General features: G+C 68.3%; 25 protein-coding genes and 1 pseudogene. 20 read left to right on the forward strand and 6 right to left on the reverse strand.

The features are described 5' to 3' along the window. The first annotated feature begins 171 nt into the window (after nucleotides 1-171). On the forward strand, nucleotides 172-2,106 hold the full coding sequence (locus ACYVE7_RS06395; protein WP_460363613.1) for an acyl-CoA synthetase: 1,935 nt from the start codon (nucleotides 172-174) through the stop codon (nucleotides 2,104-2,106). Between the two features lie 577 nt (nucleotides 2,107-2,683). Here the strand turns inward: ACYVE7_RS06395 and ACYVE7_RS06400 are convergent. Further along, nucleotides 2,684-3,124 (reverse strand): hypothetical protein, encoded by a 441-nt coding sequence (locus tag ACYVE7_RS06400; RefSeq protein ID WP_460363614.1) that lies wholly within the window; start codon nucleotides 3,122-3,124, stop codon nucleotides 2,684-2,686. 146 nt (nucleotides 3,125-3,270) lie between these two features. On the opposite strand from ACYVE7_RS06400, the gene ACYVE7_RS06405 reads away from it, so the two are divergent. The 6 genes and pseudogenes from ACYVE7_RS06405 to ACYVE7_RS06430 all read left to right on the forward strand — a co-directional run bounded on the left by ACYVE7_RS06405 (nucleotide 3,271) and on the right by ACYVE7_RS06430 (nucleotide 7,698). Beyond that, entirely contained in the window at nucleotides 3,271-3,624 is a 354-nt protein-coding gene (locus ACYVE7_RS06405; protein ID WP_460363615.1) for a hypothetical protein, read from the forward strand. A 67-nt stretch (nucleotides 3,625-3,691) separates the two neighbouring features. Then, nucleotides 3,692-4,957 carry a hypothetical protein gene (locus ACYVE7_RS06410; RefSeq protein WP_460363616.1) on the forward strand — a complete coding sequence of 422 codons (1,266 nt, stop codon included), beginning with the start codon at nucleotides 3,692-3,694 and terminating at the stop codon, nucleotides 4,955-4,957. Between the two features lie 173 nt (nucleotides 4,958-5,130). Further along, nucleotides 5,131-5,652 (forward strand): hypothetical protein, encoded by a 522-nt coding sequence (locus tag ACYVE7_RS06415; protein WP_460363617.1) that lies wholly within the window; start codon nucleotides 5,131-5,133, stop codon nucleotides 5,650-5,652. Between the two features lie 78 nt (nucleotides 5,653-5,730). Continuing rightward, complete coding sequence (locus ACYVE7_RS06420) at nucleotides 5,731-6,207, forward strand: YxiG-like protein (RefSeq protein WP_460363618.1); 477 nt, start codon at nucleotides 5,731-5,733, stop codon at nucleotides 6,205-6,207. 728 nt (nucleotides 6,208-6,935) lie between these two features. Beyond that, nucleotides 6,936-7,004 (forward strand): annotated as a pseudogene (locus tag ACYVE7_RS06425) (hypothetical protein); the annotation flags it as partial. Nucleotides 7,005-7,533: 529 nt separating this feature from the next. Further along, entirely contained in the window at nucleotides 7,534-7,698 is a 165-nt protein-coding gene (locus tag ACYVE7_RS06430; protein WP_460363644.1) for a hypothetical protein, read from the forward strand. A gap of 96 nt (nucleotides 7,699-7,794) precedes the next feature. On the opposite strand, the gene ACYVE7_RS06435 is transcribed toward ACYVE7_RS06430, so the two are convergent. Next, a complete protein-coding gene (locus ACYVE7_RS06435; RefSeq protein WP_460363619.1) occupies nucleotides 7,795-8,478 on the reverse strand; it encodes a nitroreductase in 684 nt (227 codons plus the stop codon). A 95-nt stretch (nucleotides 8,479-8,573) separates the two neighbouring features. On the opposite strand from ACYVE7_RS06435, the gene ACYVE7_RS06440 reads away from it, so the two are divergent. The 11 genes from ACYVE7_RS06440 to ACYVE7_RS06490 all read left to right on the forward strand — a co-directional run bounded on the left by ACYVE7_RS06440 (nucleotide 8,574) and on the right by ACYVE7_RS06490 (nucleotide 17,643). Beyond that, nucleotides 8,574-9,038 (forward strand): winged helix-turn-helix transcriptional regulator, encoded by a 465-nt coding sequence (locus ACYVE7_RS06440; protein ID WP_460363620.1) that lies wholly within the window; start codon nucleotides 8,574-8,576, stop codon nucleotides 9,036-9,038. A 967-nt stretch (nucleotides 9,039-10,005) separates the two neighbouring features. Further along, complete coding sequence (locus tag ACYVE7_RS06445; RefSeq protein WP_460363621.1) at nucleotides 10,006-11,370, forward strand: hypothetical protein; 1,365 nt, start codon at nucleotides 10,006-10,008, stop codon at nucleotides 11,368-11,370. Between the two features lie 170 nt (nucleotides 11,371-11,540). Further along, nucleotides 11,541-12,227, forward strand: a complete 687-nt coding sequence (locus ACYVE7_RS06450) for a hypothetical protein (RefSeq protein ID WP_460363622.1) — start codon at nucleotides 11,541-11,543, stop codon at nucleotides 12,225-12,227. Further along, entirely contained in the window at nucleotides 12,220-13,296 is a 1,077-nt protein-coding gene (locus ACYVE7_RS06455; RefSeq protein ID WP_460363623.1) for a hypothetical protein, read from the forward strand. Before ACYVE7_RS06450 ends, ACYVE7_RS06455 begins: the two co-directional genes overlap by 8 nt. Before the next feature lie 323 nt (nucleotides 13,297-13,619). Further along, nucleotides 13,620-14,045: a hypothetical protein gene (locus tag ACYVE7_RS06460; RefSeq protein WP_460363624.1), complete on the forward strand. Its 426-nt coding sequence runs from the start codon at nucleotides 13,620-13,622 to the stop codon at nucleotides 14,043-14,045. Between the two features lie 10 nt (nucleotides 14,046-14,055). After that, nucleotides 14,056-14,775, forward strand: a complete 720-nt coding sequence (locus ACYVE7_RS06465; protein WP_460363625.1) for a hypothetical protein — start codon at nucleotides 14,056-14,058, stop codon at nucleotides 14,773-14,775. A gap of 30 nt (nucleotides 14,776-14,805) precedes the next feature. After that, on the forward strand, nucleotides 14,806-15,255 hold the full coding sequence (locus tag ACYVE7_RS06470; protein WP_460363626.1) for a MarR family winged helix-turn-helix transcriptional regulator: 450 nt from the start codon (nucleotides 14,806-14,808) through the stop codon (nucleotides 15,253-15,255). Between the two features lie 68 nt (nucleotides 15,256-15,323). Continuing rightward, nucleotides 15,324-16,136, forward strand: a complete 813-nt coding sequence (locus tag ACYVE7_RS06475; protein WP_460363627.1) for an SDR family NAD(P)-dependent oxidoreductase — start codon at nucleotides 15,324-15,326, stop codon at nucleotides 16,134-16,136. A gap of 96 nt (nucleotides 16,137-16,232) precedes the next feature. After that, nucleotides 16,233-17,195 carry a TIGR03557 family F420-dependent LLM class oxidoreductase gene (locus ACYVE7_RS06480; protein WP_460363628.1) on the forward strand — a complete coding sequence of 321 codons (963 nt, stop codon included), beginning with the start codon at nucleotides 16,233-16,235 and terminating at the stop codon, nucleotides 17,193-17,195. Then, nucleotides 17,192-17,365 carry a hypothetical protein gene (locus ACYVE7_RS06485; RefSeq protein WP_460363629.1) on the forward strand — a complete coding sequence of 58 codons (174 nt, stop codon included), beginning with the start codon at nucleotides 17,192-17,194 and terminating at the stop codon, nucleotides 17,363-17,365. Before ACYVE7_RS06480 ends, ACYVE7_RS06485 begins: the two co-directional genes overlap by 4 nt. Continuing rightward, entirely contained in the window at nucleotides 17,362-17,643 is a 282-nt protein-coding gene (locus ACYVE7_RS06490) for an HGxxPAAW family protein (RefSeq protein ID WP_460363630.1), read from the forward strand. Before ACYVE7_RS06485 ends, ACYVE7_RS06490 begins: the two co-directional genes overlap by 4 nt. A 5-nt stretch (nucleotides 17,644-17,648) precedes the next feature. Here ACYVE7_RS06490 and ACYVE7_RS06495 read toward each other — a convergent pair whose 3' ends face one another. Both ACYVE7_RS06495 and ACYVE7_RS06500 read right to left on the reverse strand, forming a co-directional pair. Then, entirely contained in the window at nucleotides 17,649-18,095 is a 447-nt protein-coding gene (locus tag ACYVE7_RS06495) for an SRPBCC family protein (RefSeq protein WP_460363631.1), read from the reverse strand. Beyond that, nucleotides 18,092-18,397, reverse strand: coding sequence for an ArsR/SmtB family transcription factor (locus tag ACYVE7_RS06500; protein WP_460363632.1), 306 nt, complete (start codon nucleotides 18,395-18,397; stop codon nucleotides 18,092-18,094). Before ACYVE7_RS06500 ends, ACYVE7_RS06495 begins: the two co-directional genes overlap by 4 nt. A gap of 334 nt (nucleotides 18,398-18,731) precedes the next feature. Here ACYVE7_RS06500 and ACYVE7_RS06505 point away from each other — a divergent pair, with 334 nt between their 5' ends. Both ACYVE7_RS06505 and ACYVE7_RS06510 read left to right on the forward strand, forming a co-directional pair. Next, nucleotides 18,732-19,145: a nitroreductase family deazaflavin-dependent oxidoreductase gene (locus ACYVE7_RS06505; protein WP_460363633.1), complete on the forward strand. Its 414-nt coding sequence runs from the start codon at nucleotides 18,732-18,734 to the stop codon at nucleotides 19,143-19,145. 96 nt (nucleotides 19,146-19,241) lie between these two features. Continuing rightward, complete coding sequence (locus ACYVE7_RS06510; protein ID WP_460363634.1) at nucleotides 19,242-21,302, forward strand: NB-ARC domain-containing protein; 2,061 nt, start codon at nucleotides 19,242-19,244, stop codon at nucleotides 21,300-21,302. Here the strand turns inward: ACYVE7_RS06510 and ACYVE7_RS06515 are convergent. Together ACYVE7_RS06515 and ACYVE7_RS06520 are read right to left on the reverse strand one after the other, a co-directional pair. After that, on the reverse strand, nucleotides 21,283-22,368 hold the full coding sequence (locus ACYVE7_RS06515; RefSeq protein WP_460363635.1) for a hypothetical protein: 1,086 nt from the start codon (nucleotides 22,366-22,368) through the stop codon (nucleotides 21,283-21,285). The genes ACYVE7_RS06510 and ACYVE7_RS06515 overlap by 20 nt on opposite strands. 134 nt (nucleotides 22,369-22,502) lie before the next feature. Next, nucleotides 22,503-22,988 (reverse strand): hypothetical protein, encoded by a 486-nt coding sequence (locus ACYVE7_RS06520; RefSeq protein WP_460363636.1) that lies wholly within the window; start codon nucleotides 22,986-22,988, stop codon nucleotides 22,503-22,505. Nucleotides 22,989-23,116 lie beyond the last annotated feature (128 nt).

Genomic DNA, 23,116 nt, shown 5'->3' on the forward strand with positions numbered 1-23,116 from the left:
GGGCGGCGGCGGCCCTGGTCCGGCCCGACGGCACGGTCGCCAGGACCGGCCGCACCCCGGCCGAGCTGTGCGCGGCCATGCCCGACCTCAGCCGCACCGCATTCCCCGCCCAGCCCCTTTCTCATCCAGGAGCGAACTGATGCGCATCGCCAACCTCGCCGGGGAGCCCCGATGACACCCGCCCCGCACACCCAAGGTGACCGTCCCCTCGTCCTGCTCCCCGAGGACGTCCCGGCCATCGAGGCCGTGCCGCTGGAAGACCGCGACCTGTCCGCCAGCACCTACGAGCTGCTCACCCGCACCGCCCACGCCCACCCCGACCGACCCGCGCTCCACCTGCTGGGCGAGAACGGCGCGGCGTGGCGGGACGCACCCGTCTGGACGTTCGGGCACCTGCTGGAGCAGGTACACCGGGCGGCCAACGCCTACCTGTCGCTCGACCTGCCCCAGGGCGGCGTCGTCGCCCTGATGCTCCCCAACCTCGGCACCACCTACGCCGCGCTGCTCGGAGCCCAGGCCGTCGGCATCGCCAACCCCGTCAACCCCCTGCTCGCCGAGGACCACCTCGTGGAAATCCTCAGCCTGACCGGCGCGGAGCTGCTCCTGGCCCCCGGACCCGACCTCGCCCCGGATCTGTGGGCCAAAGCCCAGAGGATCGCGGCCCGCCTGCCCGGTCTCCGGGCACTCGCGGCAGTCGGATCCGCTCCCGATCCGGGCCACATCCTCGAAGAGGTCGGCTTCGATGAGCTGGCCGCCGCCCAGCCCGCGGACCGGCTGCTCACGACCCACCGGCCCGCGCCTGAGGACCTGGCCGCCTACTTCCACACCGGTGGAACGACCGGCGTCCCCAAGATCGCCCCCCACACCCATGCCATGGAGGTGTACATGGCGTGGGCGCTGGGCTGCTCCGGCGCTTTTCTCGACGGCTCCGTCGTCCTCGCCGGCCTGCCGCTGTTCCACGTCAACGCCCTGCACGTGACCGGGCTCGGCCCCCTCATGCACGGACGGCTCGTGGTCTCCCTCGGCCCCCTCGGCTACCGCGACCGGGCCCTCATGGCCGACTTCTGGCACATCATCGCCCACTACAAGGTCAGCAGCTTCTCCGGAGTGCCCACCGTCTACGCGGGCCTTCCCGCCGTGCCCGACGGAGTCGACCTGTCCAGCCTGCGCGCCGGAGCCGTCGGCGCCGCCCCCCTGCCCAAGAAGGTCCGCACCACCTTCGAGGCCACCGCGGGCGTCCCCCTGCTGGAGGGCTACGGGCTGACCGAGGCGACCTGCGCGACCGCGGCCACCCCCGCCTTCGCCCCCCGCGAGGGCACCGTTGGGCTGCGCCTGCCCTACCAGCACGTCAAGGCCGTCACCGTCGACGCCGACGACCGCCCCACCGCGGACTGCCCGCCTGGCCGAACCGGCGTCCTGGCCATCAAGGGCCCCAGCGTCTTCCCCGGCTACCTGCGCCCCGGAGCGACCGGACCCGCCCCCGACCCCACCGGCAAGATCTTCGACGGCTGGCTCCTCACCGGCGACCTGGGCCACGTCGACGCCGACGGCTACCTCTACCTCACCGGCCGCGCCAAGGACCTCATCATCCGCGGCGGCCACAATATCGACCCCGGCCCCATCGAGGAATCCCTGCTCGCCCACCCCGACGTCACCGCCGCCGCCGTCATCGGCGCCCCCGACCCGCACTCCGGCGAGGTACCCGCCGCCTACCTCGTCCTCGCCGAAGGCTCCCCGGCCCAGGAGAAAGACCTGCTGGCCTGGGCCCGCGACCACGCCCCCGAACCAGCCGCCGCCCCCAGAACCGTGCACATCGTCGACGTCCTCCCCACCACCGCCGTCGGCAAGATCTACAAACCCGCCCTGCTCCAAGACGCCGTCCACCGCCTCGTCACCACCGAGCTCACCCGAGCAGGCCTGACCGGCCAGGTCGAGGTCGACCTGCGCGACGGCCGTCCGCACACTCTCATCCGCCCATCCGGCCACGCCGACGAATACGGCCCGCTGTCGGCCGAACTCGACCGCTACCCCTTCACCCACGAGATCACCCCGAAACGCCTCCCAGCCAGCCCCCGCGGGAATCGGACACCTGGCTGTGAACCCTGACACCTGGCGGTCGTTTCGGTGGGTCGACAGCAGACAGGGCTTTCCGGCAGGGAGCGCGGTTCAGCGACGTCGACAAGATCGGATAGCGCGTCTGCCCGTATCCGGACGCTTCGGACTCTTCAGTCCCTGCGAGTCAATTCGGCCTGAGCTCGAGCGGTTTCCTTCGGCCTCGCGCTGGCGGACAGCCTGGATCCACTAGTGAACGGCCGTCGCCTGGATGCTGAAGAATTCCGCGCCCCGGGTCCCTGACGCCGAGCGGCACGGTGAGGTTCTCGAGCCTGGCGATTGGGGCGACATGACTCACGCCCTGCTGGTGGTGGGGGTATGGCCCAAAGCGCGAGTGTTGAACCGTGCAGAATGCGGCGAAGCACGGAGCGATGCGGCCAGACGAGGCCGGACGCGGCCGTCGCCTGAGGGCTGACCTGCGATCATGTCTTTGAGCTGGGGAAACGCTCTGGTGGCTCTGGATTTTCGCATCGAAGGGGTCAGGGGTTCGAATCCCCTCATCTCCACCTCCGGCTGCTGGACGTCTACAGCGCCGAAACCTGTGAGGGCTGAGCCCTGCCGGGGCACCCGGTCACCTGGCTGATTCCCACCAGCGGGGCAGGTCGGGTTCCGGGTCGTCAGGTGAGGCGAAGTAGAAGGGGATTCCGAGCCGGTCCGCGACCAGACCACCGGCCCGGACGGCCTCCTTCGCCTCCGGCAACAGGACGTCCCCGTGCAGCCGTCGTAGCTCCTCGCCCGGCCTGATACTCGCCAGGCGATGCTCGACTCCCGGTTCGGCGCCCACCACGCACAGGTCGACGATCCAGCTGAAGCTGTCGCCGTCCCAGACCGCCTCGATCGCGGCCGGAACCCAGGAAAGCCCTCTGACCTCTGCTTCGAGGCCGTCAACGCTCAGCGGGTGTGTGGGCTCAGGCCCGAACCGCACCCCGAGTTCCGCGCAACGCTCGGCGACCAGATCCACACACTCGTACAGTCCGGGCAGGGGCTCCGGTGACGACTTCCTCAACTCCATGACGGCCTGAAGCGTCCGGCCGGCCGAGGCGAGCTCATCGATACGGGCTGCGATATCTGCGGGCAGAGCGCCCCAAACCGGACTGTCCATCCCCACATTCAACCGCCTACGATCCCCGGTTCGCCGAGACGTACACACTGGCTCGCGTGAAAGACGACGAGATCGAGAACGCGCGACGATGGTTGGCGGAGGTCGGCGTCGTCGAGATCCGCGAAGGCGTGTGGACGGACGTCGAACGGCCGGGCAGTGAGCTGACGGCGGCAGAGGTCGCCCACGAATGCGCGTCAGGGGCGGTACTGGCCGACGGACTGGACGCGGTCGGACGGCTCCGGTTGGCCTCCGGGCTACTCGATCTGCTTGATGAGTACTGGGTGACCGCCGAGATCGGCTTCGCCATGCACAACGAGCGGGACCCCATGGTGTGGGAGGCGCTTTGGGACTGCTACCGCAACCGTCTGGAGGCTCCGTCGGCGGCGAAGAACCTCACCTACAAGAGTTGATCTCGCCGTTGCCGGAGTGAATTGTCTAGTTCGTGCCTATTTAGCTCGTGTGTATAACTATGTCCGGATGACTGTTCATGATGATCGGCCGACCCTGCGCGGTGCCGCTCCACGTGGTGATTTCAGTACGACGATCGCCGTCAAGGTGAAGGGGGTCCGCGACCTCGACAGGTTCGAGCGGGCGCTGGAAGGCGAGCCCTGGCAGTGGCGCGTCCTCGGCGGCTCTCCGAGTGCGGATGTCGACGTCTACGTTCCCAGCGCCAATCTCCTGATCAAGAACGGCGCGATGGCTTCGGTCAGGCGTCTAGTGAGGGCTTCGGGAGTGGGCGGAACCGTCGACTCCGCGGAGGTATCCGCGGAGGTACTCGTCGAGGAGACTCCTGAATCCCGGCTCTGGGAGCACCGGTGGTCGAAGCGGCGGACGGGCACGATCGCCGCCGCGGGCGGCCTGCTCACGGTCGGGTCGGCTTTCGTCTCGGGCGCCGTGACCCTGGACGCACCCCTTTGGGCGTTGTTCTTTCCGCTTTCACTGGCCGGCGGAGTGGCAGTCCGCACCTGGGTCGAGAGAACCCGCGGCACCAGGGCTGCACTCCGAACGCAGTCGTTGCTCGTCGGACTCCTCATCGCCGCCCCTGCGTTCGGCGAGATCGTCCTACGCCGATCAGAGGGACTGGCCCTGCTGCTCCTGATCATGATGGGTCTGATCGGCTGCGGGGTCCTCGCGCGCACGACGTCTGGGCTCGTGGTCGTGGGCGGGATCCTCTCGGCTGTCGCCGTGGTGGTCTCCGCACCCCTTGGTGTGGGCCGTCTGATCAGCGTCTTCTATCTAGGCGCGTTCGACGTCGGCGCGGGTGACGCCGGACTCGACTGGACGACGGAGTTCGCCGCCGGATTCCCCGAGGTCGTGGGAGCCTCCGGATTCCTCATCCTCCTCATGGGGAGCATCGGCTGGCTCCGCACTCTGCACTACCCGGTGCCGGTGCTTCCGTTCCTGTGCCTGGGAATGGTCGTCCTGCTCGGACTCGGCGCGCTCAGGGTGGAGTACGCGGCGCGTGCGGGCCAGGAAGCCGTCGGCTACTTCGTCGGAGGAGGAACCGATCTCGACGCTGTTGGCAGATTCGACCTGAAGGTCGCCTGTATCCGCCTCCGCGAAGGCATCGACGCCTCCGCGGGCCTGCCAGTGCCCGCCCGGCCCGTGCTGTACTTCGTCTCCTCCGACGACAAGTACACCCTCTGGGATCCCGCCCAGGGCCGGCTCCTGGAGCCCTCCCTCAAGGGCGACGCCCTGAACGTCCACCGAGTCCAGCATCTCGGCGAAAAATGTACCTCCTAGAGATTGTCCGGTGGATCTGGGTGTTTGGCTGAGGTCGATCTGCTGGCTGGGTTGCGATGGTGGGCATAGTGAGGTTGCACTTGGCGAAGCTCGGGCTCGCTGACTTCCGTGTTGGGTCGTCGCGGATGTCTGCCTGATCAATATCCGGCAAGGTCGGCGGTAGCCTTCCGTGCATGAGCGAGGCGTTTACGGTGTATTGGCCCCAGGATCGGGTGAAGTATTTCGAGTCGAACCTGGTCGGACGTTCGCTCGAGGTCTTGTACGGTGGCCCGCATCAGTCTGAGCCGAGCTTCCTGAGAGCGAAGGTCGCAGTCGGCGATTCCGTGTTCCCGATCTACGTCCGGGACCGGATCCTCCACGTCATGGGCTGCATGACCGTCCAGGACATCGTGTCCTTTGAACCGGACGAGCAGGGCGCCATTGAGCTGGAGAAGTGCTACCAGAGATTTCCGGACTGGCGATTCCTCGCGCCCACATGTACGAACGAGGTCGTTCTCGGCCACGGCAGCACTCTCAGAACCGGGATCGGCATACCGATCGAGGTCCTGCAACGGCTCACCTACCGTTCGCAGCGGGCCGAACGGAAACTCAAACATCTCGACGACGACGGCAAACTGACCCACAGCCTCGGCGTTCAAGGCATCTACCGGCTCACCGCACGCTCCGCCGCCGACTTGGCCGACCTGCTCGCCTGATCAACGCTCGACGAGTCGAGGGAAACGATCATCCGTCCATGCGCAGGCGGAGCCCGGCGCTGGTGTAGAACGATGCTCATGGACGTTGCTGTGCTGGAGCGGGCCCTGGAGGACGTGTTCGACCAAGGCGTGGTCTTCCACGGGTTCGTCGATTACATGCGCGACTACGAGGTCATCATCCACGCGACAGCGGATCCGGGGACCGGACTACCGCCGGCGAACCTGCGGTACCTCTTCCGTCACTGCGTCGAGGTCCGCTGCCGGACGGCCGTCCAGCCGGACATTTGGAAGAGTTCCTTGGATGACCGGCTCGTCGATGATGAGCCGGGCCAGGACCCTGACGGCTACGTCTGGGGCGTCAAATGGCATGCTCTCTATCCCGGGGCCACGCTCGTCCGCGACTCACCGACCGCTGCCGCCTGGTCCGAAGCGATCGGGATTGATTTCCACGAAGTCCGTGTCCGGACCAACGCTCATGACCTCACCCTCGCCTTCTCCGACCTTCAGGTCAGTGAACCCGCTCCCGGCTACACGCCATTCGTCGTTGACGACTGACTGCCGGGTATCAGCACCGGCCATCACGTCGGCCACCTGGGGCGATGGCCACTCCTGATCTGTCCCATAGCGGAGATCAGGGCCGATGGCGGCGTCTTCAGGGTGCTCGATCCGGCTTTTTGCCTCCTCAATCCTTGCTGGAGGCTGCGGTCCCGCATCGGCCCGGAGGCGGACGCGATGATCGAACTGCCGGACGGTACCCGCTGTCACGCGCACAGGGGAGTCCTGAGCGGCCGCTACTTGACTGCGTCGACCTCGTCGTGAGGGCAAGCCCTATCCCGACAGCGGCGTGCGTCGCGGCACAGTCGAAGGGCCCGAGGACAGGCGCCGAGAAGGTGCCGCTGCGGCCGCCGTTCTGGACGCGTTCTTCGCCCGGCCTGAGGCCGCGCCGGAGAGTTGGTCTGGGCGTTCCACGATGTGGACGTCCCGATCCACCCCAACGAGCACATCACCGCCGCGGCGTTGCGCGCGGACCGTGAATGTATCCAAGAGGCGGGCCGGTGGCTGGTCCGCCACAGCCCCCGACGACTATGCGACCGTCATCGGTCTCGCCCTGCTCGCCGCCGACTGGGACGAGCAGGACGTCGACCTGATCCAGCACATCGGTCGCTGTCGGAGACCTTCGGGCCGCTTGCGGCGCGCGCCTTGAGACGCCGCCGCGGAGGCGCAGAGACGGATCGGCTCGGCAGGCCGTCGACACGGTCCTCGCAGAGCAGGGTCGCATCGACGTGCTCGTCAACAACGCCGGCTACGGCTCGTACGGCGCCTTCGAGGACGTTCCGTTGACGGAGGCTCAGGCGCAGCTCGACGTCAATCTGATCGGCCTCGCGCTCCTGCGCCGCCACCTCGGCCGGATGCCGGTCTCGCCGGTCCTGCCGCGCACGGACAAGGAGGCGGCCTCGCTGAGGGACGAGATCGTAGCGAGCCTCGAAGCCCTGCCTGAGCAGAAGTGGCACTCCCTCGAGGAGCTGCTGGCCGGGCATCGCGACGTGTCCGACGCCTTCTCGCTGGCCGACTTCGAGTTCATGCACGCGCCGGGCGGCCAGACCCCGATGGTCGACTTCAACGACAACCCCGTCGTCGGCGAGCTGCTCCACACCTTGCGCGAGAACGACGTCCCGATCTCGCTGATCTGCCATGCGCCGATCGAGATGACCTCGGCCAAGTACCGCGTCGACGCTGACGGCAACGTCACCGTCAACGAGGACCACGAGTTCAAGGGCGCCCGCCTCACGACGGTCCCGAAGTACGGCGAGCTGCCGATGCTGAAGATGGGGCTACCCCAAGATCCCCGGCGAGAAGACCCGCCTGACGTACTACGTCGACGTGGCCCTGAAGGAGTCCGGCTACGACGTCGCCCTGACCCTCAACCCCGCGGCGGTCAAGGTGGTCTGGGACGAGGAGCACGGTCTGCTCACGGGGAACGGCCCCCAGGCCGTCGACGAGCAGGCGGCCCGGCTGAAGGCCGACGGATGGGCTTCACACCTCTGAAGCTGAGGGGGACGTCCGGTGGGAATGCCTGCTCGGGGATGAATGGTCCGCCAGGGGAAACGCAGAGGGTCTTGCCTCGTTTCGGAGCGAGGCCCTTCAGGTGGTGTGCCAGGTGGTGGCTCGGGACGGGGTCTCGCGGGTGGTGCGGAAGGTGTTGACGGGGTGGGTGAGGTCGGGGTGGCCGAAGGAGATGCCCACGACGACCTGGCGGCTCTCGGGTAGGGCCAGGTGGTCGTGGAGGAAGTCGGAGTAGGCGGCCAGGGCTGCCTGGGGGGCCGCGGCCAGGCCGAGGCTGTGCGCGGCGAGCAGGAAGGTGTTGATGTAGAGGCCGCAGTCGACCGCTCCGTAAACACCGAGGTCGGCCTCGGTGGTGATGACCGCGACGTGCGGGGCGTCGAACAGATCGAAGTTCCGCAGGGTCTGGCGGAAAGCCCCCTCGCGGTCGGCTCTGTCGATGCCGAGGCTCGCATAGAGCTGAAAGCCGCTCTCGCGGCGGCGCTCCCGGTAGACGCCGTCGTAACGCTCGGGGAACGGCAGGTCAGGGGCCTGGGGGCGGCTCATGACATGGGCGGCCAGCTCGGTGCGGAGCCGGTCGGTGGCGGCGCCCTCGGTGATGTGGACCTGCCACGGCTGGGTGTTGCACCAGGACGGGGTCCGCTGCGCCAGCGCCAGCAACACCTCGATGGTCTCTCGCGGGACGGGCTCCGGCAGGAACTGGCGACACGTCCAGCGGTCGGTGAGGATGCGGTCCAGCGCCTTGTGAAGGCCGGTGTCGTTCATGGGGGGTTCCTCCGGGGCAGCAGTTGGTCTCGTTTCGAGACCACACGGTAGCGGGGATGGTCTCTTTTCGGAACCACCCGGGTAGGGTTCTCGGTGTGCGTTACGACGACCTCGCCGAGCTGCCGTGCTCGATCACCCGCCCGCTGGTGGTCCTCGGTGACCGGTGGACACTGCTGATCCTCAAAGCCTCCTTCACCGGCATTCGCCGCTTCAACGCCTTCCAAGCCGAACTGGGCATTTCCAAAAGCCGCCTCCTGGACCGGCTCGCCCGGCTCGTCGAACACGGCATCCTGGACAAACGGCAGGCCGACGACGGCGACCACACGGAATACCGGCTGACCGCCAAGGGCCACGACCTCTACCCGGTGCTCATGGCGATCAGAGACTGGGGCGACGCCCACATGGCCCCCGACGGCCCCCCGGTCCACTACCGGCACCGTGGCTGCACCGGCGAAGCCCACGTGAGGCTTCTCTGCGAGGACTGCGAGAACCCCGTCACCGCCCGCGACATCACCCCCGAGCCGGGCCCCGGCCTGACCACGCGTCTCAACCAGCCCTGACATAAGGCTCGGCGCGTCGCCCACCAGCGGAAATCCGCAGATCAGGGCCCGGGTGTCGGCTCCATGATCTCGCCGCGAAGCTGGGCGACGCGCATCGTGACGGAGATTCCGCGGAGGTCGGAGGCCCTGCGGTCGGACGGCCTCGACTACCTGGCCCGGCGTCGTCGGCCCTGTCCGGGGGCTCATGGCCAAGTCGCTGCGGGAGGGCAGCCGTCCCGACCGCGGTTCGATCAAGATCAACGATGTCCGCGCGAACAATCTCACTGGTTTCGACGTCCCCGTCCCGATCGTCCGGAATCTGTTTCCCGACCGTCCCTGGGCGAGGCTGGCGGCCGAGGAAATCGTCCTGGGCGAACCGCCACGGGATTGCACGGCTCGGACGTCGACCGGCCGTTGCTCCTGTTCGGCGAATTTGGTCACGACGGCGCCACGTCGTCCGGATGTAGGAAAATGGCTAGTTTTCGGAAAGGGGTCCGCCGATTTGCTTTATCGACCGCGCTGAGGGGTGCCTGTGGCGCTGGAGCCGGTGCGCTTCTTTATTTTTGGGATAGGCCCCGTCCTGTCCCCTGTGTTTGGGTGGTCCCTTTTTGGCGGCCGGTTGAGGCTGGGAGCGTGCTCTATTCGCGGAGTGAGGGCGGGAGGGGCGCGGGCCTGGCGGAACCCGTACATGATCGCGCCCGTGGGCAGGGTGTGGAGCGGGTGGTCGGCGCGTCCCTGGTGGCGCTTTTGCGGTCGCTGCAGGTCGCGTCGCCTTCGAATTGCTTGATGGGTCGAGAAGATAAGTGAAGAACGTTATTCGGTTCTGTCGTAAGTGCCTAATCGGATAGGGCATTTCGGTGGGATGGGTCACTAGATTTGGGGGAAAGTCAATGGCCGTTTGTGGACGTGTGGGAAATGCGGTGGCATGGGTGATCTGGTGAGGGTGTTCGATTAAAGTCGCTCGTCGTCGGTCGAATGAAAGGAAACAATGGTGGTATCGAAGTCCGGTGGTGGCGTGGTCGGGTCGAAGAGTTTCATCGGCAAGATGGCGCCCACTCCTCCGGTGGAGCTTCTGTTCGAGGTCGCGACGCGGGCCCGTCTCCTGGTCTCGCCCCTGACGACCGAACTGGGGCTCGATGACGGCATCACCTTCGAGGAAGCGGTGGGGCTGGTGCTGTCCGCTTCGCCGGTTCTTCCCGTGCTGTCCGACCCCGACCTGGCCATGGTGGCCAGAGTCGCCGAACGCGACCCGATCCAGGCGGACGAACTGCTCGCCTCCGTCGTCGCCCTGCGCGAGGACCTGGCCGCCGCGGCCGAGCAGATCGGCGACCCCAGGCTCCAGAGCCGGCTCGAAGCCGCCGTGACCGCGGCGACGCAGTTCGACGCCGCCTCCCACACCCTGCCCGAGCCGGACGACACCGACGTCGAGATCGTCATCAACGCGGTGAACCTGCAGGTCATCCGCGTGAACGACGCGTTCACGGACACCAGGGCGACGGTTCCCGCGAAGGTCGTCCACCAGTCGATCGTCCACGCTCTGCGCACCAACCCCCCGGCGGTGCCGATCCCCCCGACCTCCGGCGACACGGAGCCCCTGGTCCGCAGGGCGGCGGAGGCCGAGGCCCTCATCCGGCTGTCCGCAGGCGACGGCGCGGCACGGAACGCGGCGGTCGCGCTGGCGGGACGGCTCTACTGGCAGGACGAGGCGCTGCGGCAGGCGCTCGAAGAGGAAGAGCCCGGATCGGGCGACGACACGGCGCCCGCCCCGGTTTATTTCAGTGCGAACGGGCCCGACCAGGACGCGGTGGACGTCCCGTCCATCATCGCCAAGGTCCATGTGGATCACCTGGGGTTCGCCCTCGGCATTTCCCAGGGGATCGGCAACGCCCTCCGGCAGTCGCTCGCACAACCCTCGCCCGCTGCCGGTGCCGTTCCCCAGCGCACGGTGTCCTCCTACATGACCCTTCAGCCCTACGGCCCCGCCGGCGAGCACGTGGACGACAACCACATCTACGACTCCGCGCTGGGCAAGGTCCGCAAAATCACCGACCGGGAAAGGACGATCAGGGACTGGGGCGTCGGAGGTTTCTTCGTCGGCTGGTTCGGTCTGGGTGCGGTGAGTACCATCGGCACCGCCCCCATCGGCGGCGCGGGCGGCCTGATCGGCGCCCCCATCGGGGGAGTGGCCGGAACCGCGATCGGAATGAAGCTCGGCCAGTGGAAATACGACTACGGCTGGGTCGGAGCCGGCACGAAAGTCGGCGAGGCCCTCCTGGCCCTCATCACCGGCGACCCCATCAGGATCACGCGCTTCATCGTGATCGACGCCGTCGAGTCGATGTCACGAAAGTAAACCCACCTCGCCCCACGCGCCTTTCCGCAGTTCGGGCGCATCGGTGAGGACCCACTCGGATCCGTCCCAGCGGGCGGCCGCACGGCCAGGAAGCCGGGAGCGAACAGCAGCCGAGCGCCGCACACGCCCCCGGCTTCAACGGTCGCGGTCGCCCGCCGATTTAATGAGGCGTGTCCGTCTTTGAAGTTCTTTCGAAGCTGCCCGGGATCGACGAGCTCCGCGACCGTTGCCGCGCGCTGGCGATGCTCGACGCGATCATGAGCCCGGAATGGTCGGATCGGTACTACTCCTTCGACGCGGCGTGGTCGTCGGAGGAGGAGATGGCGTCCATGAGGGACGGCAGCGGCAACGACTACTCCATCGTCTTCGCCCCGGTCGGCGTCTTCGCCCGAGGGTTCGACCACGAGTCGCCGATGTCCCCTTACCGGACGAACCCCCCGAAACCTTGGCCCGGACTCTTCGACGACGTTCCGGAACCTCTGCGCCACAACATCGCGGAGCCCGCGTTCGGCGACGGGAGGGGAACTCCGCGAGCCACCGTGTGCTTCTGGCGGAGAACAGCGGATCCGCGCTGGAAGACGGGCAACCTCACCCTTCCCGCCGGACACGACGATCCGGACGGAGCGTCCCGCCTCTTCGCCGTCCTGGCCGACGGCAGCCCCGAGACCTATCAGAAGTTCGCCGAGGACTACTACGAGACCGACGTCGACCTCGACGCCGTTCGCCACATCCTCGCCCTGCGACCCCTCACACCGAGCATCCTCGCCACCCTCAACGACGACCTCACGATCCCCGACCTGGAGGCCGACCTCATCGAGATCGGCTACCCCCGAGAACACCGGCCGACCGATGCCTGAGCCGACGAACCGCCCACACGTCCAGGCCGTCACCGCGCCCGCCCTCCAGCCCGCCGAAGACGCCACCGGCCGAACGGACACTCCGCCCTCGATCACGGTCGATGTCGTCCTCGAAGCCGGCCCACTCGATGAGTTCACCGCTTGGCCGATCTCTGAGATCGCCGGGTACGGCCACCTGGTGCTGTCAGGAGAGATGACGTCACGGGAGGTCGGGACCGCAATCGCGGTGATCCTCGACTACAACCAGGTGCCCCTGGACCGCGACACCGTCTTGGACAGCGCGCTGCTGGACCGCCATCTCGCGGAGGCCGAAGCGCTGAACGCACCGGGCGGCCTCCGATTCCGCGACATCTTCCTGGGCCACAGCCCCGATCCCCGCCTCGAACACCACGACGGAAACGTCCGGCTCTGGCAGGACACCGAGACACCGGAACCCACTCTCACCATCAGGGCCGAGCAGCTCTCAGAACTGCTCGCCGTGAGCGAGCGGAATCTTCAGGACTTCCTCGCCCTGGTCCGGAGCTGGGCCGAGACCACCATCCCGAACCTGGCCACGAGCCTCGTCACCGCCCTCGACGAACATCTCCAGATCCACCAATCCGACAGAGTGGAACCCCTCACGGCCAGCCCCACCGATGCGGCTCGCGTGTTTACCGACCTGCTCCAAAAGGCCGGACGCGTCCCGACAGACCTCACTGCCGAGTCGGCCTGGCACCATTACCTGGAATTCGCCCGAATCCCTTTCCTGGCACCGAACGTCCCCGACGCGGACTTGCTGCTGTACCAGTACGGCGTTTACTCCTTCTCAGGTCAACCTCGCTTTCACCTGACCCTCACCAGACAGTTCGCCCTCGACCTTCCCGAACACCCACTGCTGCAATTCTCTTGCGACCTGCAATTCGCCCCCGTGGAGACACTCCAAGCACTGGGAACACGCCATGATTGGTGGAACCCCGCCGACGGACCCCCCTTGACGGCTTGGGCCACGGCCAAGCAGACCGGCCCCGAATGGTCGGCCCTGGCATCCCTCACCCCCCTGGCCGTCGAGATCATCTGCTCCCTGGTCTGATCCCCCAACGGGTCGGAAGCATGCGCTGTTCCACGACCCGTTGGGCACGGGCAGCCAAGCGTGGCCGGAGACGGCCAGCGGAATGGCCTGGGTCTGGTTCTGCTTGCGTGGGGGTTGGTCGGTTGGGTCTTGACGGGAGCGGATGGGCATCGACATGGTTCGGTGAAACATTCCGTGATGAATGGGGAGATAAATACGACGGTGGGACGGTCTACAGCGTTTGTGAGAGCGCCACCGAATGCATCAGCTTGGGGAACAACAGGTACCACTCCGTTCAGACCGACGGGAGTTTCGGCAGCAATAACTGGTATGACGTTCCGAACATGTGGTACGCGGTGCGTGATCGGCTCCAGTACTCCTACACCGACGCGACGGACGTTGAGGCATATTTCGATCAGTCGGATCCCTATCCGGATGTCAGGGTCGCCGACTATGACTGGGATGCCAACGGCTGGCTCGGAGCGACGTTCTGTCCGGCCAACAACACTGGGACGGGCGGAACCAACCCGAAGCGGTGGTGCAGAGGGCAGCTCGTCAAATTCAATTCCTACTACTACTGGAAGGGGCCGCAGACCCTGCAGAGTTGGGAGAACCGTCATCACGTCGCGTGTCATGAGCTCGGGCATACGCTCGGCCTGGTTCACAACTATTCGTACCGGAACCCTGACTACGAGTCCTGTTTGAATACCTGGCTGACGTCACGGATCCTTCGGCCGGCTGATATCACGGCACTTAACAATCAGTACTGAGGTGGTACCGGTGGGGTTTGGAATTCGGGTGGGTGTCGTGGTCGCCGGAGTTCTCGTGCTCGCGGCTTGTTCGGGTGGGGGTTCGCGGCCGGTGTCGTCGCCGACGGTGGGAGTCGCGGGTTCTCGGGTCGGGCTTGATGTGGTGGTGCCGGGGGATGCGGAGTTCTTTGGGCGGCTCAGGATTCGGGCTCATTGGTTGCCGGAGCCTGAGGGGCTCGCCGCGGGGGTGCGGGCGTCGACGCTTGTGCTTACTGCGCGGGTGAAAGGGGTGCGGCCTACTCGGACGATCGGGACAGGAGGGGGCGCGCTCAACTACATCGGGGTTGTTCTGGAGCCGATAGAGGTTCTTCATGGTGCGAAGGTCGCCGGGCTGGACGATATCGTCGTCGAATTCGACGATCCGACCGTCACTGACACCGCGGGTTTCGTCAAGCAGTTGTCGGCGTCGCTGCCGGAAGGGCCTGCTGTCTGGTTCCTTTACTGGAAGGCGACCGGTGAGCCTGCCACTCCGCCGCCTGGCAGCCATTACCGGCCTGAATCGAAGCTTTATTACCGGCTCACTCATCCCTTCGGCGGGCTCGTTCTGCAGGGCAGGGACGGCCTTACCACCCCGCTGGCCGACTCCGACGGGTCTGAAGTTCCGCCCGGCCGGGGCTCCCTCAACCGCGACGTCCACAAGCACACCAAGCTCAGCGCGCTCGCCGAGGCCGTCAAGGGGCAAGGAGGCTGACGCCTGGGGTGCCCGGCGTAGCATCGCGGGATGGAGATGAGGGCTGCGGTGGCGCGGTTGGAGGTCGCGCTGTCCGGGGCGGTGCGGTGGAGTGAGAGCAGACGGGTCCGGCTCGAGGTGGTGCGGCGGTCGGGGTGTGAGCTGCGGGCGGCTGAGTTGCGGCTGCTGGAGCATTTCGATCTGGTGCCGCCCATGCGGATCACCGATGTGGCCGGCTGTCTGGGGGTCGACGTCTCGACCGTCTCCCTCCAGTTGCGCGGGCTGAGCCGTGACGGGCTGATCGAGCGGAGCAAGGACGAGCGGGATCTGCGGGTGACCCTCGTCGGGATCACCCCTGAGGGGCGTGCGGTGGTGGGACGGGTCCGTGCCGCGCGACGCGACCTGCTCGCCGAGGTCCTCTCCCAAGGCTCGGACGAGGCCGTGGACCAGGCCGCGGCCGTACTGATCCGGTTCCAGGAGCACATGCTCGACGGCGGCTGAACCCGCCCTTGCCGCGACCTCCACCGAGATGCTTTGATCGATCAAAGTAAATTCGGGGGAGGGTGGGCATGGCTGTCGTGATCACTGGGGGGACCGACGGGATCGGCCGGGGGCTCGCTGAGCACTATCTGGCCGAGGGACGCGAGGTCCTGATCGTCGGACGGGACGAGGTGAAAGGACGACGGTTCCTCGACGAGGCGTCCCGGGACGGCGCCGGCCCGCGCGCCCACTTCAGGGCCGCCGACCTGAGCCTGGTCGCGGAGAACCAGGCCCTGATCGACGACGTCACCGAACGGTTCCCCGCGCTGGACGTGCTCGTTCTCGCGGCCCGTTTCCACCGGCCGTCCCGCACGCTCACCGCCGACGGCCTGGAGAGCACCTTCGCCCTCTTCTACCTCAGCCGGTTCCTGCTCAGCCACGGCCTCGCCGACTCGCTGGCGCGCGGCACCGATCCGGTGATCCTCACCTTCGGCGCCGCGGGCCACGCGGGCCCCGCCCGTCTGGACGATCTGCAACTGGAACGCGGCTACCACGGCGTCGCCGCGATGGCCCACTGCGGTGCGCTCAACGACCTGCTCGCCGTCTCCTTCACCCGCCTCCACCAGGGGCCCGTCAGGTATGTGACCAACCATCCGGGGGTGGTCGCGACCAGCTTCGCGGGCGACTACGACCCGTCCGCCGCCGCCCATATCGCCGCCCTGAAGGCGACCGGCAGATCCGTCGCCGAGAGCGTCGCGCAGATCCTTCCTCATCTCTCTCCGCACGGCGCCGGCCGGTTGACCGCCGTCCTCGAAGGCCGCCGCGTCCCCACCACCACCCCGGCCTTCTCGCCCCGATCAGCCGAACGGCTGCACCACGCCACCCTCGCCCTGCTCCCGTGAGGCCGTGGGGGAGTAAAGCGTCCTTGGGTGATTCGGGGGCATAGGTCTCGCCATGTGGGGCAACGGGTCCTGACGACACGTCGGGAAGGGGAGGCCATGCAGGTCGGTTACAAGCTGATGGCCGAGGCCTTCGGGCCCGCCGAACTCGTTCGCCAGGCCGTGCACGCCGAGCGGGCGGGGTTCGACTTCGTCGAGATCAGTGATCATTTCCATCCTTGGCTGGAGAGCCAGGGCCACGCGCCGTTCGCCTGGACGGTCCTGGGCGCGATCGCCGAGCGGACCGAGCGGATCGGGCTGGCCACCGGGGTCACCTGCCCGACGGTCCGCTACCACCCGGCGATCATCGCGCAGGCGGCGGCGACGCTCGCCGTGCTGTCCGGGGAGCGGTTCACCCTCGGTCTCGGGTCGGGGGAGCGGCTCAACGAGCACGTCGTCGGCGGTGGTTTCGGCGAGTCGGTGAAGGTGCGGCAGCGGATGCTGCACGAGGCCATCGAGATCATTCAGCTCCTCTTCACGGGCGGCTACCGCTCCTACGAGGGCGAGTACTTCGAACTCGCACGCGCCAGGATCTTCGATCTGCCGGACGTTCCCGTCCCGCTGGCCGTCGCCGCGGGTGGTCCCGGCTCGGCCCGGCTGGCGGCCGAGACCGGCTCCGCGCTGTTCACCACCGTGCCGGACGCGGACCTCGTCTCCGCCTACCGCGACGCCGGCGGCACCGGCCCGCGCTACGCCGAGATGAGCCTCGCCTACGGCCCGGACGTCGACTCCGCGGTGAAAGCCGCGATGGACACGACCCGCTGGGCGGTCCTCGGCTGGTCCGTCATGCCCGAACTGCCGCTGCCGTCGAGCTTCGCGGCGGCGAGCGCGACCGTCCGCGAGGACGATCTGAAAGCCGCCTTCCCATGCGGGCCTGAGCCGGAGCCGATCGTCAAGGCGTTCCGCGAGTACGCCGACGCGGGCATGGACCGGATCGCGCTGATGAACTGCGGCCCCGACCCCGCGGCCTTCCTCGACTTCTACGCCACCGACCTGGCTCCCCGCCTGAAGGAGATCTCATGAAAAATCCACGCACACAGGAGCAGCAGGAGACGGAACAGGCCGCCGAGCGGGTCTCCGCCGCTCTGGAGCACGACGTTCCGGAAGACGACCTCGACCCGGCCGACGCGGAGCGTGTAGCCGACGCCACCGCCTCGGCCCAGACCGAGCGAACCGACCGGAGGACGACATGAGCACGTCCCATGCGGGACGTCCGCGTTCCTGGGTCGGCGTCGGCGTCGTGTTCCTCGGATTCCTGCTCGGCGGCATCGCCCTCGTCACGGGCCCGCTGTGGATCCTTTTCTGGATCGGCGTCGCGGTCGCCGTCCTCGGCGGCCTCGGAATGCTCCTCGGCGGCGTCTTCAACGACGTCGTCCTGTCCGAGCCCATCGACGGTGGCCCGCGCAAGGACCTTGAGGAATCCACCGGCCGGCCCACCCGCCGCGACGCCGGCGAGGGCGTCCACGGCTGAACAGGTCAGGGCGTGAGCTGGTCGGCGATGCCGTTGAGGCACCAGGTCCAGCCTTCGCGCATGTGCTCGGCAGCCTGGGCGTTGGACAGGCCCTCGACCGTGAGGTCCAGACGGGTTCCGGCCTCGACCGGGCGGAGGACGACCGTGCAGCGGGAGCGTTCGTCCATGCCGTCGCCCGAGGTGAGGATGTCGAGCACGAGACGCCGCACGGGTTCGAAGACCGCGAAAACGGCTGTTTCGCTGTAGGAGTCACCCGCCGGGCGGGGGCCGAAGCGCAGGCGGTAGCCGCCGCCTTCGCGGGCGTCGACCTCACAGGCCGACACGCGCCAGCCGGGATCGGGGCAGGCCCACCGCTGGAGCAGGTCGGCGTCGGTGAAGGCGGCCCAGACGCGTTCGGGCGGCACCGGGTAGGTGCGGTCGAGGTCGAACGACAGGAGCGGAGTGGCGGTCATGTGTCCTCCAAGAGGGTGCCGAGCGCGTCCAGCCGGGACGACCAGAGCGCCTGCTGCTGAGCGGTCCACGCGGCGACGGCGACGAGGGCGTCGTCGCGCAGCCGGCACTCGCGTACCCGGCCGCGTTTGACGGTCGTCACCAGGCCCGCCTTCTCGAGCACGCGGACGTGTTTGAGCACGGCGGGCAGCGACAGCTCCGTCGGCGCCGCGAGATCACCCGCGGACAGCGGCCCGCGGACGAGCCGCTCGACCATCGCCAGCCGCGTCGGATCACCCAGCGCCGCGAACTGATAGTGAACCATAAGGTTAACTATTGCTCCTCAAGGCCCCCACGTCAACCGGCACCGCCCCGGCGTAGGTGTTCCGTGAAGGTTCCCGGGACGGCCGTAGCGAAGCCGTCAAGATCCGCCGTATCCGGGCAAAACGGGTGTTCTCTCGACACCCCGGAGTAAGTCGTACCTTACGTTCACGGTGTGGCGGCCGGGGTGGATTAGGGTGGGGGGATGACTGCCGGGTCGGCCTTGGGCCAGGGAACAGAGAGTGGCCCGGCCTTCGGTTGAGCGGGGGGTGGGCTCGGGGCCCGCCGGTTTTCTTCACTTCAGCGAGCTGTGTGGGAACTGAACTGAGGGAGAAGACATGGATTTCAATCAGAAGGTCATTGAAGAGTTTCGGGACAATGAGGGGCGGGTCGGCGGGTATTTCGCGGGGGCGGATCTGCTGCTGCTGACCACGACGGGGGCTCGGTCGGGGAAGGCGCACACGACGCCGCTCGCCTATTTCGCCGACGGGGACGGGCGGATGCTCGTCATCGCGAGTGCGGCGGGAGCGCCGCGTCATCCGGCCTGGTTTCACAATCTGAAGGCCGATCCGCACGCGACCGTGGAGGTCGGGGTGCGGACCGTCGCCGTCGAGGCGGAGATCCTCGGAGCCGTCGAACGTGACGCGGCGTTCGCCCGGGCGGTGGCCAGTGGGCCCGGGTGGGCCGAGTACCAGGCGAAGACGGAACGGGTCATCCCGGTCGTTGCGCTGCGGGTGACCGGGCCGCGCTGACGCCTGCGGCCCGCCGGTTCGTCCTGATCCGGCGGGGCCCCGCGGCTGAGCTGCGGGATTGGTGGGGCCGGGGGTTCTGGGTCAAGATGGGGTGCTGTGAGCGCCAACACCTACGACGGTACGGCCCGGAACGTGCTGCAGGTCGGCACGCTCAACGGGACGGTCGAATTCGGGCAGAAGGCGCGGACCGTGCGGATCGTGCCGACGATCACGGCGGTGTACCGCGACAGGGTGCCGGAGTTCGAACGGCTCAGCGCGTGGGCCGAGCAGGCGCGCGACGGCGGGCCGCAGGTCGTGAACGTCACCGGTGAGGCCGGAGTCGGGAAGACGACGCTCGCGATCAGCTGGATCAACGCCAACCGGGAACGGTACGGGTACGCGCAGATCGCGATGGAGTGCGGCGGGCACCGCGGGCACGGGCGGAGCGTCGAGGAGGTCTGCGACAACTTCTTCGTGCTGAAAGAAGTGGCGCACGGGGCCACCACCGTCACCGCGAAGATCGATCTGATGCGGTCGCTGATCGACGGGCAGCCCGTCGTCCTGCTCCTGGACGACGTGCAGACGGTCGGGCAGGTGCTGCCGTTCCTGTCGAACCTGCCCGGAGCGCTGGTGATCGTCACCAGCCGGAAGCCGGTGCCCGGGCTCGCGCAGCACCGTCCGCGACGGCTGGCGCTGGAGCCACTGCCGGTGGACGCCGTGCGGGAACTGTTCGAGGAGATCGTCGGGGCGGAGCGGACGTCCGCGGAACCGGCGGCGTTCACCCGGCTCGTCGCGATGTGCGCGGGCCTCCCGCTGCTGGCCAGCCACGCCGCCGGGCTGCTGTACGACGACGAGGAGCTGCTCCTGGCCGACCTCGCCGACCGGATGGCCGAGCAGGGACGGCTCGCGGCACTCGAAGCCGGGCACGACGATCCGATGGTCCGGCCTTCCGCGGTCTTCGAGGTCGTCTACCGGGAGCTCGGGCCGGCCGCCGCCCGCACCTACCGGGCGCTCGGGCTGCATCCCGTCCGCGACTTCGAACCGGCGCTGATCGCGGCCATCGAACCCGACGACGAAGGGCTCCGCCAGCTCGTCGGCAGGGGCGTCGTCCACCGGGACCGGCGCGGCCGCTACGTCATGGACGACCTCACCCACGAACACGCCGGCCTGACGGCCGACCGGGACCTGGGCCCCGACGAGCGGCGCGCCGTCCGCGCCGGGAACGACGACTACTACCTGCGCGCCGCGATCGCCGCCGACACCGCGCGCCGCTGGAAACTCAGCCCGCTCTACGACGAGGAAGCCCCGTTCCCGCTGCCCGCGTTCGCCCGGCAAGGCGGCACCACGGACTCCTCCGCCTGGTTCAGCGAGAACCTGCCCGCGATCACGGCGTGCATGGAGCGGACGTCCCGCGTCTGGGAGGGCGCCAGGCCCGGCTACGGCTGGCAGATCGCCGAGGCCACCAACGCCTACTTCACCTCCGTCGGACGTGACGCCGAACGCGCGACCATCCTCGGCCTCGCCGAACGGGACGCCGAAGCCTGCCAGAACCCCGACGCCCAAGCCCGCATCCAGGCGCAATGGGGCGAAATGCTGCTCGGACGGGGTGAGCTCGACCAGGCTGAACAGCGGTTCCAGCGTTCGCTCCGCGCCGCCGAGCAGGGGACGGAGCGGCGCGGCCAGGGCGCCGCCCTGGAATGGCTCGGCATCACCGAACGCCGCCGCGGCGACGCCCGCGCCGCGCTCGGCTACTTCGACCGGGCGCTGCCGTTCCTCGACCCACGGCGGCCGCGCAGCCGCGCGCTCCTCCATCTGCACCGCGCCGACGCCCTTTCCGTCCTCGGCGACCGGGCGGCGGCGCTGGACGCCTACCGACTGTCGGGGGAGGCGTTCGGTGAGTACGCGGCGCTCGGCGAACGCGACCTGACCAACGAGGGCAAAGTGCTCGTCGGGCAGGCGGAACTGCTCGCCGCCGACCACCCCGACCAGGCCAGAACCCTGTTCGAGGAGGCCCTCGACCTGTTCACCGAGGACCGCAGGGACTACCAGGCGGCCAAGGTGTGGGAGGCGCTCGGCGATCTCGGCGACGGCGCCGCCGCCTGGCGGCGGGCGCTCGAACTCTATGAGGCGCTCAAGATGAAGGACGCCGCCGACCGCGTCAGGACGAAACTGCGCTGAACGCCGTAGCGACGGTCTGATCGGGGCCGAGGCGGAGCGTCAGCGGGCTGAGCGCGGCCAGGTCGCGGACGCCGGAGACGTGGCGTTCGGCCAGGACCGTGCAGACGAGTTCGGCCGTCGCCTCCTCGGGGACCGACACCCGGACGGTCTGCCCATCGCGTGCGCGGAGTGTGGCGTGACGGCCATGGAGGACCATCGTCAGGGTGAGGCCGGGACGGTGGGCGAACACCGACGCCGACCAGCTCGTCTCGTCTCCGGGCAGGTCGTCCGCCGTGGTCCAGACGACGTCGGCCCGCCCGGTGAGCCGGTGGTCGAGTTCGCGGTCGGCGACGACCAGGACACCGGGCCCCGAACCGGTGACGGCCGCGGGACGCCGCTCGACGTCGAAGGCGCGCGGCCCGGCCGGTTCGACCCGCACCCACAGGGAGGCGGGGGACGACCCGTCGACGGCGGGCGACGGGTCGGCGAGGACCGGCAGGCCGGTTTCGGGGGGTGTCGCGTCGAGCAGGGTGTAGAGGCGTTCGCGGATGAGGTGGAGGGAGCGTCCCGGCGCGGAGCTGATCCAGGTCTCCGCGGTGGCGTGGGTGCGGTCGCGGAGCTGGTCGGCGCGGTGGAGCTGCGGTTCGAGTGGTGCGTGCGGGTCGAGGGGTGCGGCGACGTCGAAGAGCCGGCCGAGCCCGGACGCCGGGTCGATGACCGCCCGGCCGGACTGTTCCAGCAGGACGGGACGTCCGGCGGCCGCCGCGTACATGCCGACCGAACCGTGGTCGGACAGCACCCAGTCGGCGGCGATGACGGCGGCCCGCCAGCCCTGTTCGGGTGGCAGCAGGATCAGTCCGGCGCGCACTGCTTCGGCCAGCCAGGCGCGGATCTGGAAGGCGCTGTGCGACGCCCAGATGTTGGGGTGCAGGATCAGCGCCACCCGGTAGCGGTCGAAAGGCAGCCGGCCGAGGAGACGTGTGGTGAAGAGCGGGTCGAGGCCGAAAAGGGAATCCTCGCGCCACGTCGAGGCGACGGTGATCAGTTTCTGCTGCGGGCTTAGGCCGAAAGCGTGCCGGTAATGCATTCTGCGGGGAAGGCTCGCGATAAGGACGTCATGGCATGGATCGCCGGCGAGAAATGCGGCCGGAAGGGCCTCGGGAAACCCTTCGGCGAGCCGATCGAATTGCTCTTCGTGGGAAAGGCCGATCGCCGCGGGAATCAGCCGGCCGGCATGAGTGAGCGTTTCCGCTGAGAGCCCGAACACCCGTCCGCTGGTCCGCTGGTCCGCTGGTCCGCTGGTCCGCTGGTCCGCTGGTCCGCTGGTCCGCTGGTCCAGTTTTTATTGTAGCCATTTCCGTGGGGAATTCGCAATATGTGGCTTTTGATTTCGTGGAGGTTGTCGCCGAGGCTTGCGGTGATGGCGGCGTGGAATTTGAGGGTGGTGGCCTGTTCCCAGGTGAGGTGGCGGATTTGTTGGGTGGTGATGAAGTTGGGGACTCCGTCGGGGAACATGGCGTCGCTGGTCTGGGTGCAGAACAGTTGGAGCCGCGGGTCTTCGAAAAGGGGTGCGAGGTCGGCGATCCGTGTGGCGGCGGTGACGCTGTGGAGGACGAGCAGGACGCGGAGCGGTGGTCGCGCGGTGCGCCATCCGGGCAGGACCGCGCTGATCCGCCGGATCGCCGGGGGGAGGTCCGCATCCGTCATAGGACGGCAAGCATAGTTTCCCCGCCCGGGTGCTTCGTTGCCCGGTGAGCGGTATGCCCGGATGGGTCGGCAGGTGCTCGGAGAGGAGCGGGTTTGTTAGTCGGGGGCTGTCGGGGGGACTGTGCCCG

Source organism: Actinocorallia lasiicapitis (genome assembly GCF_054778695.1).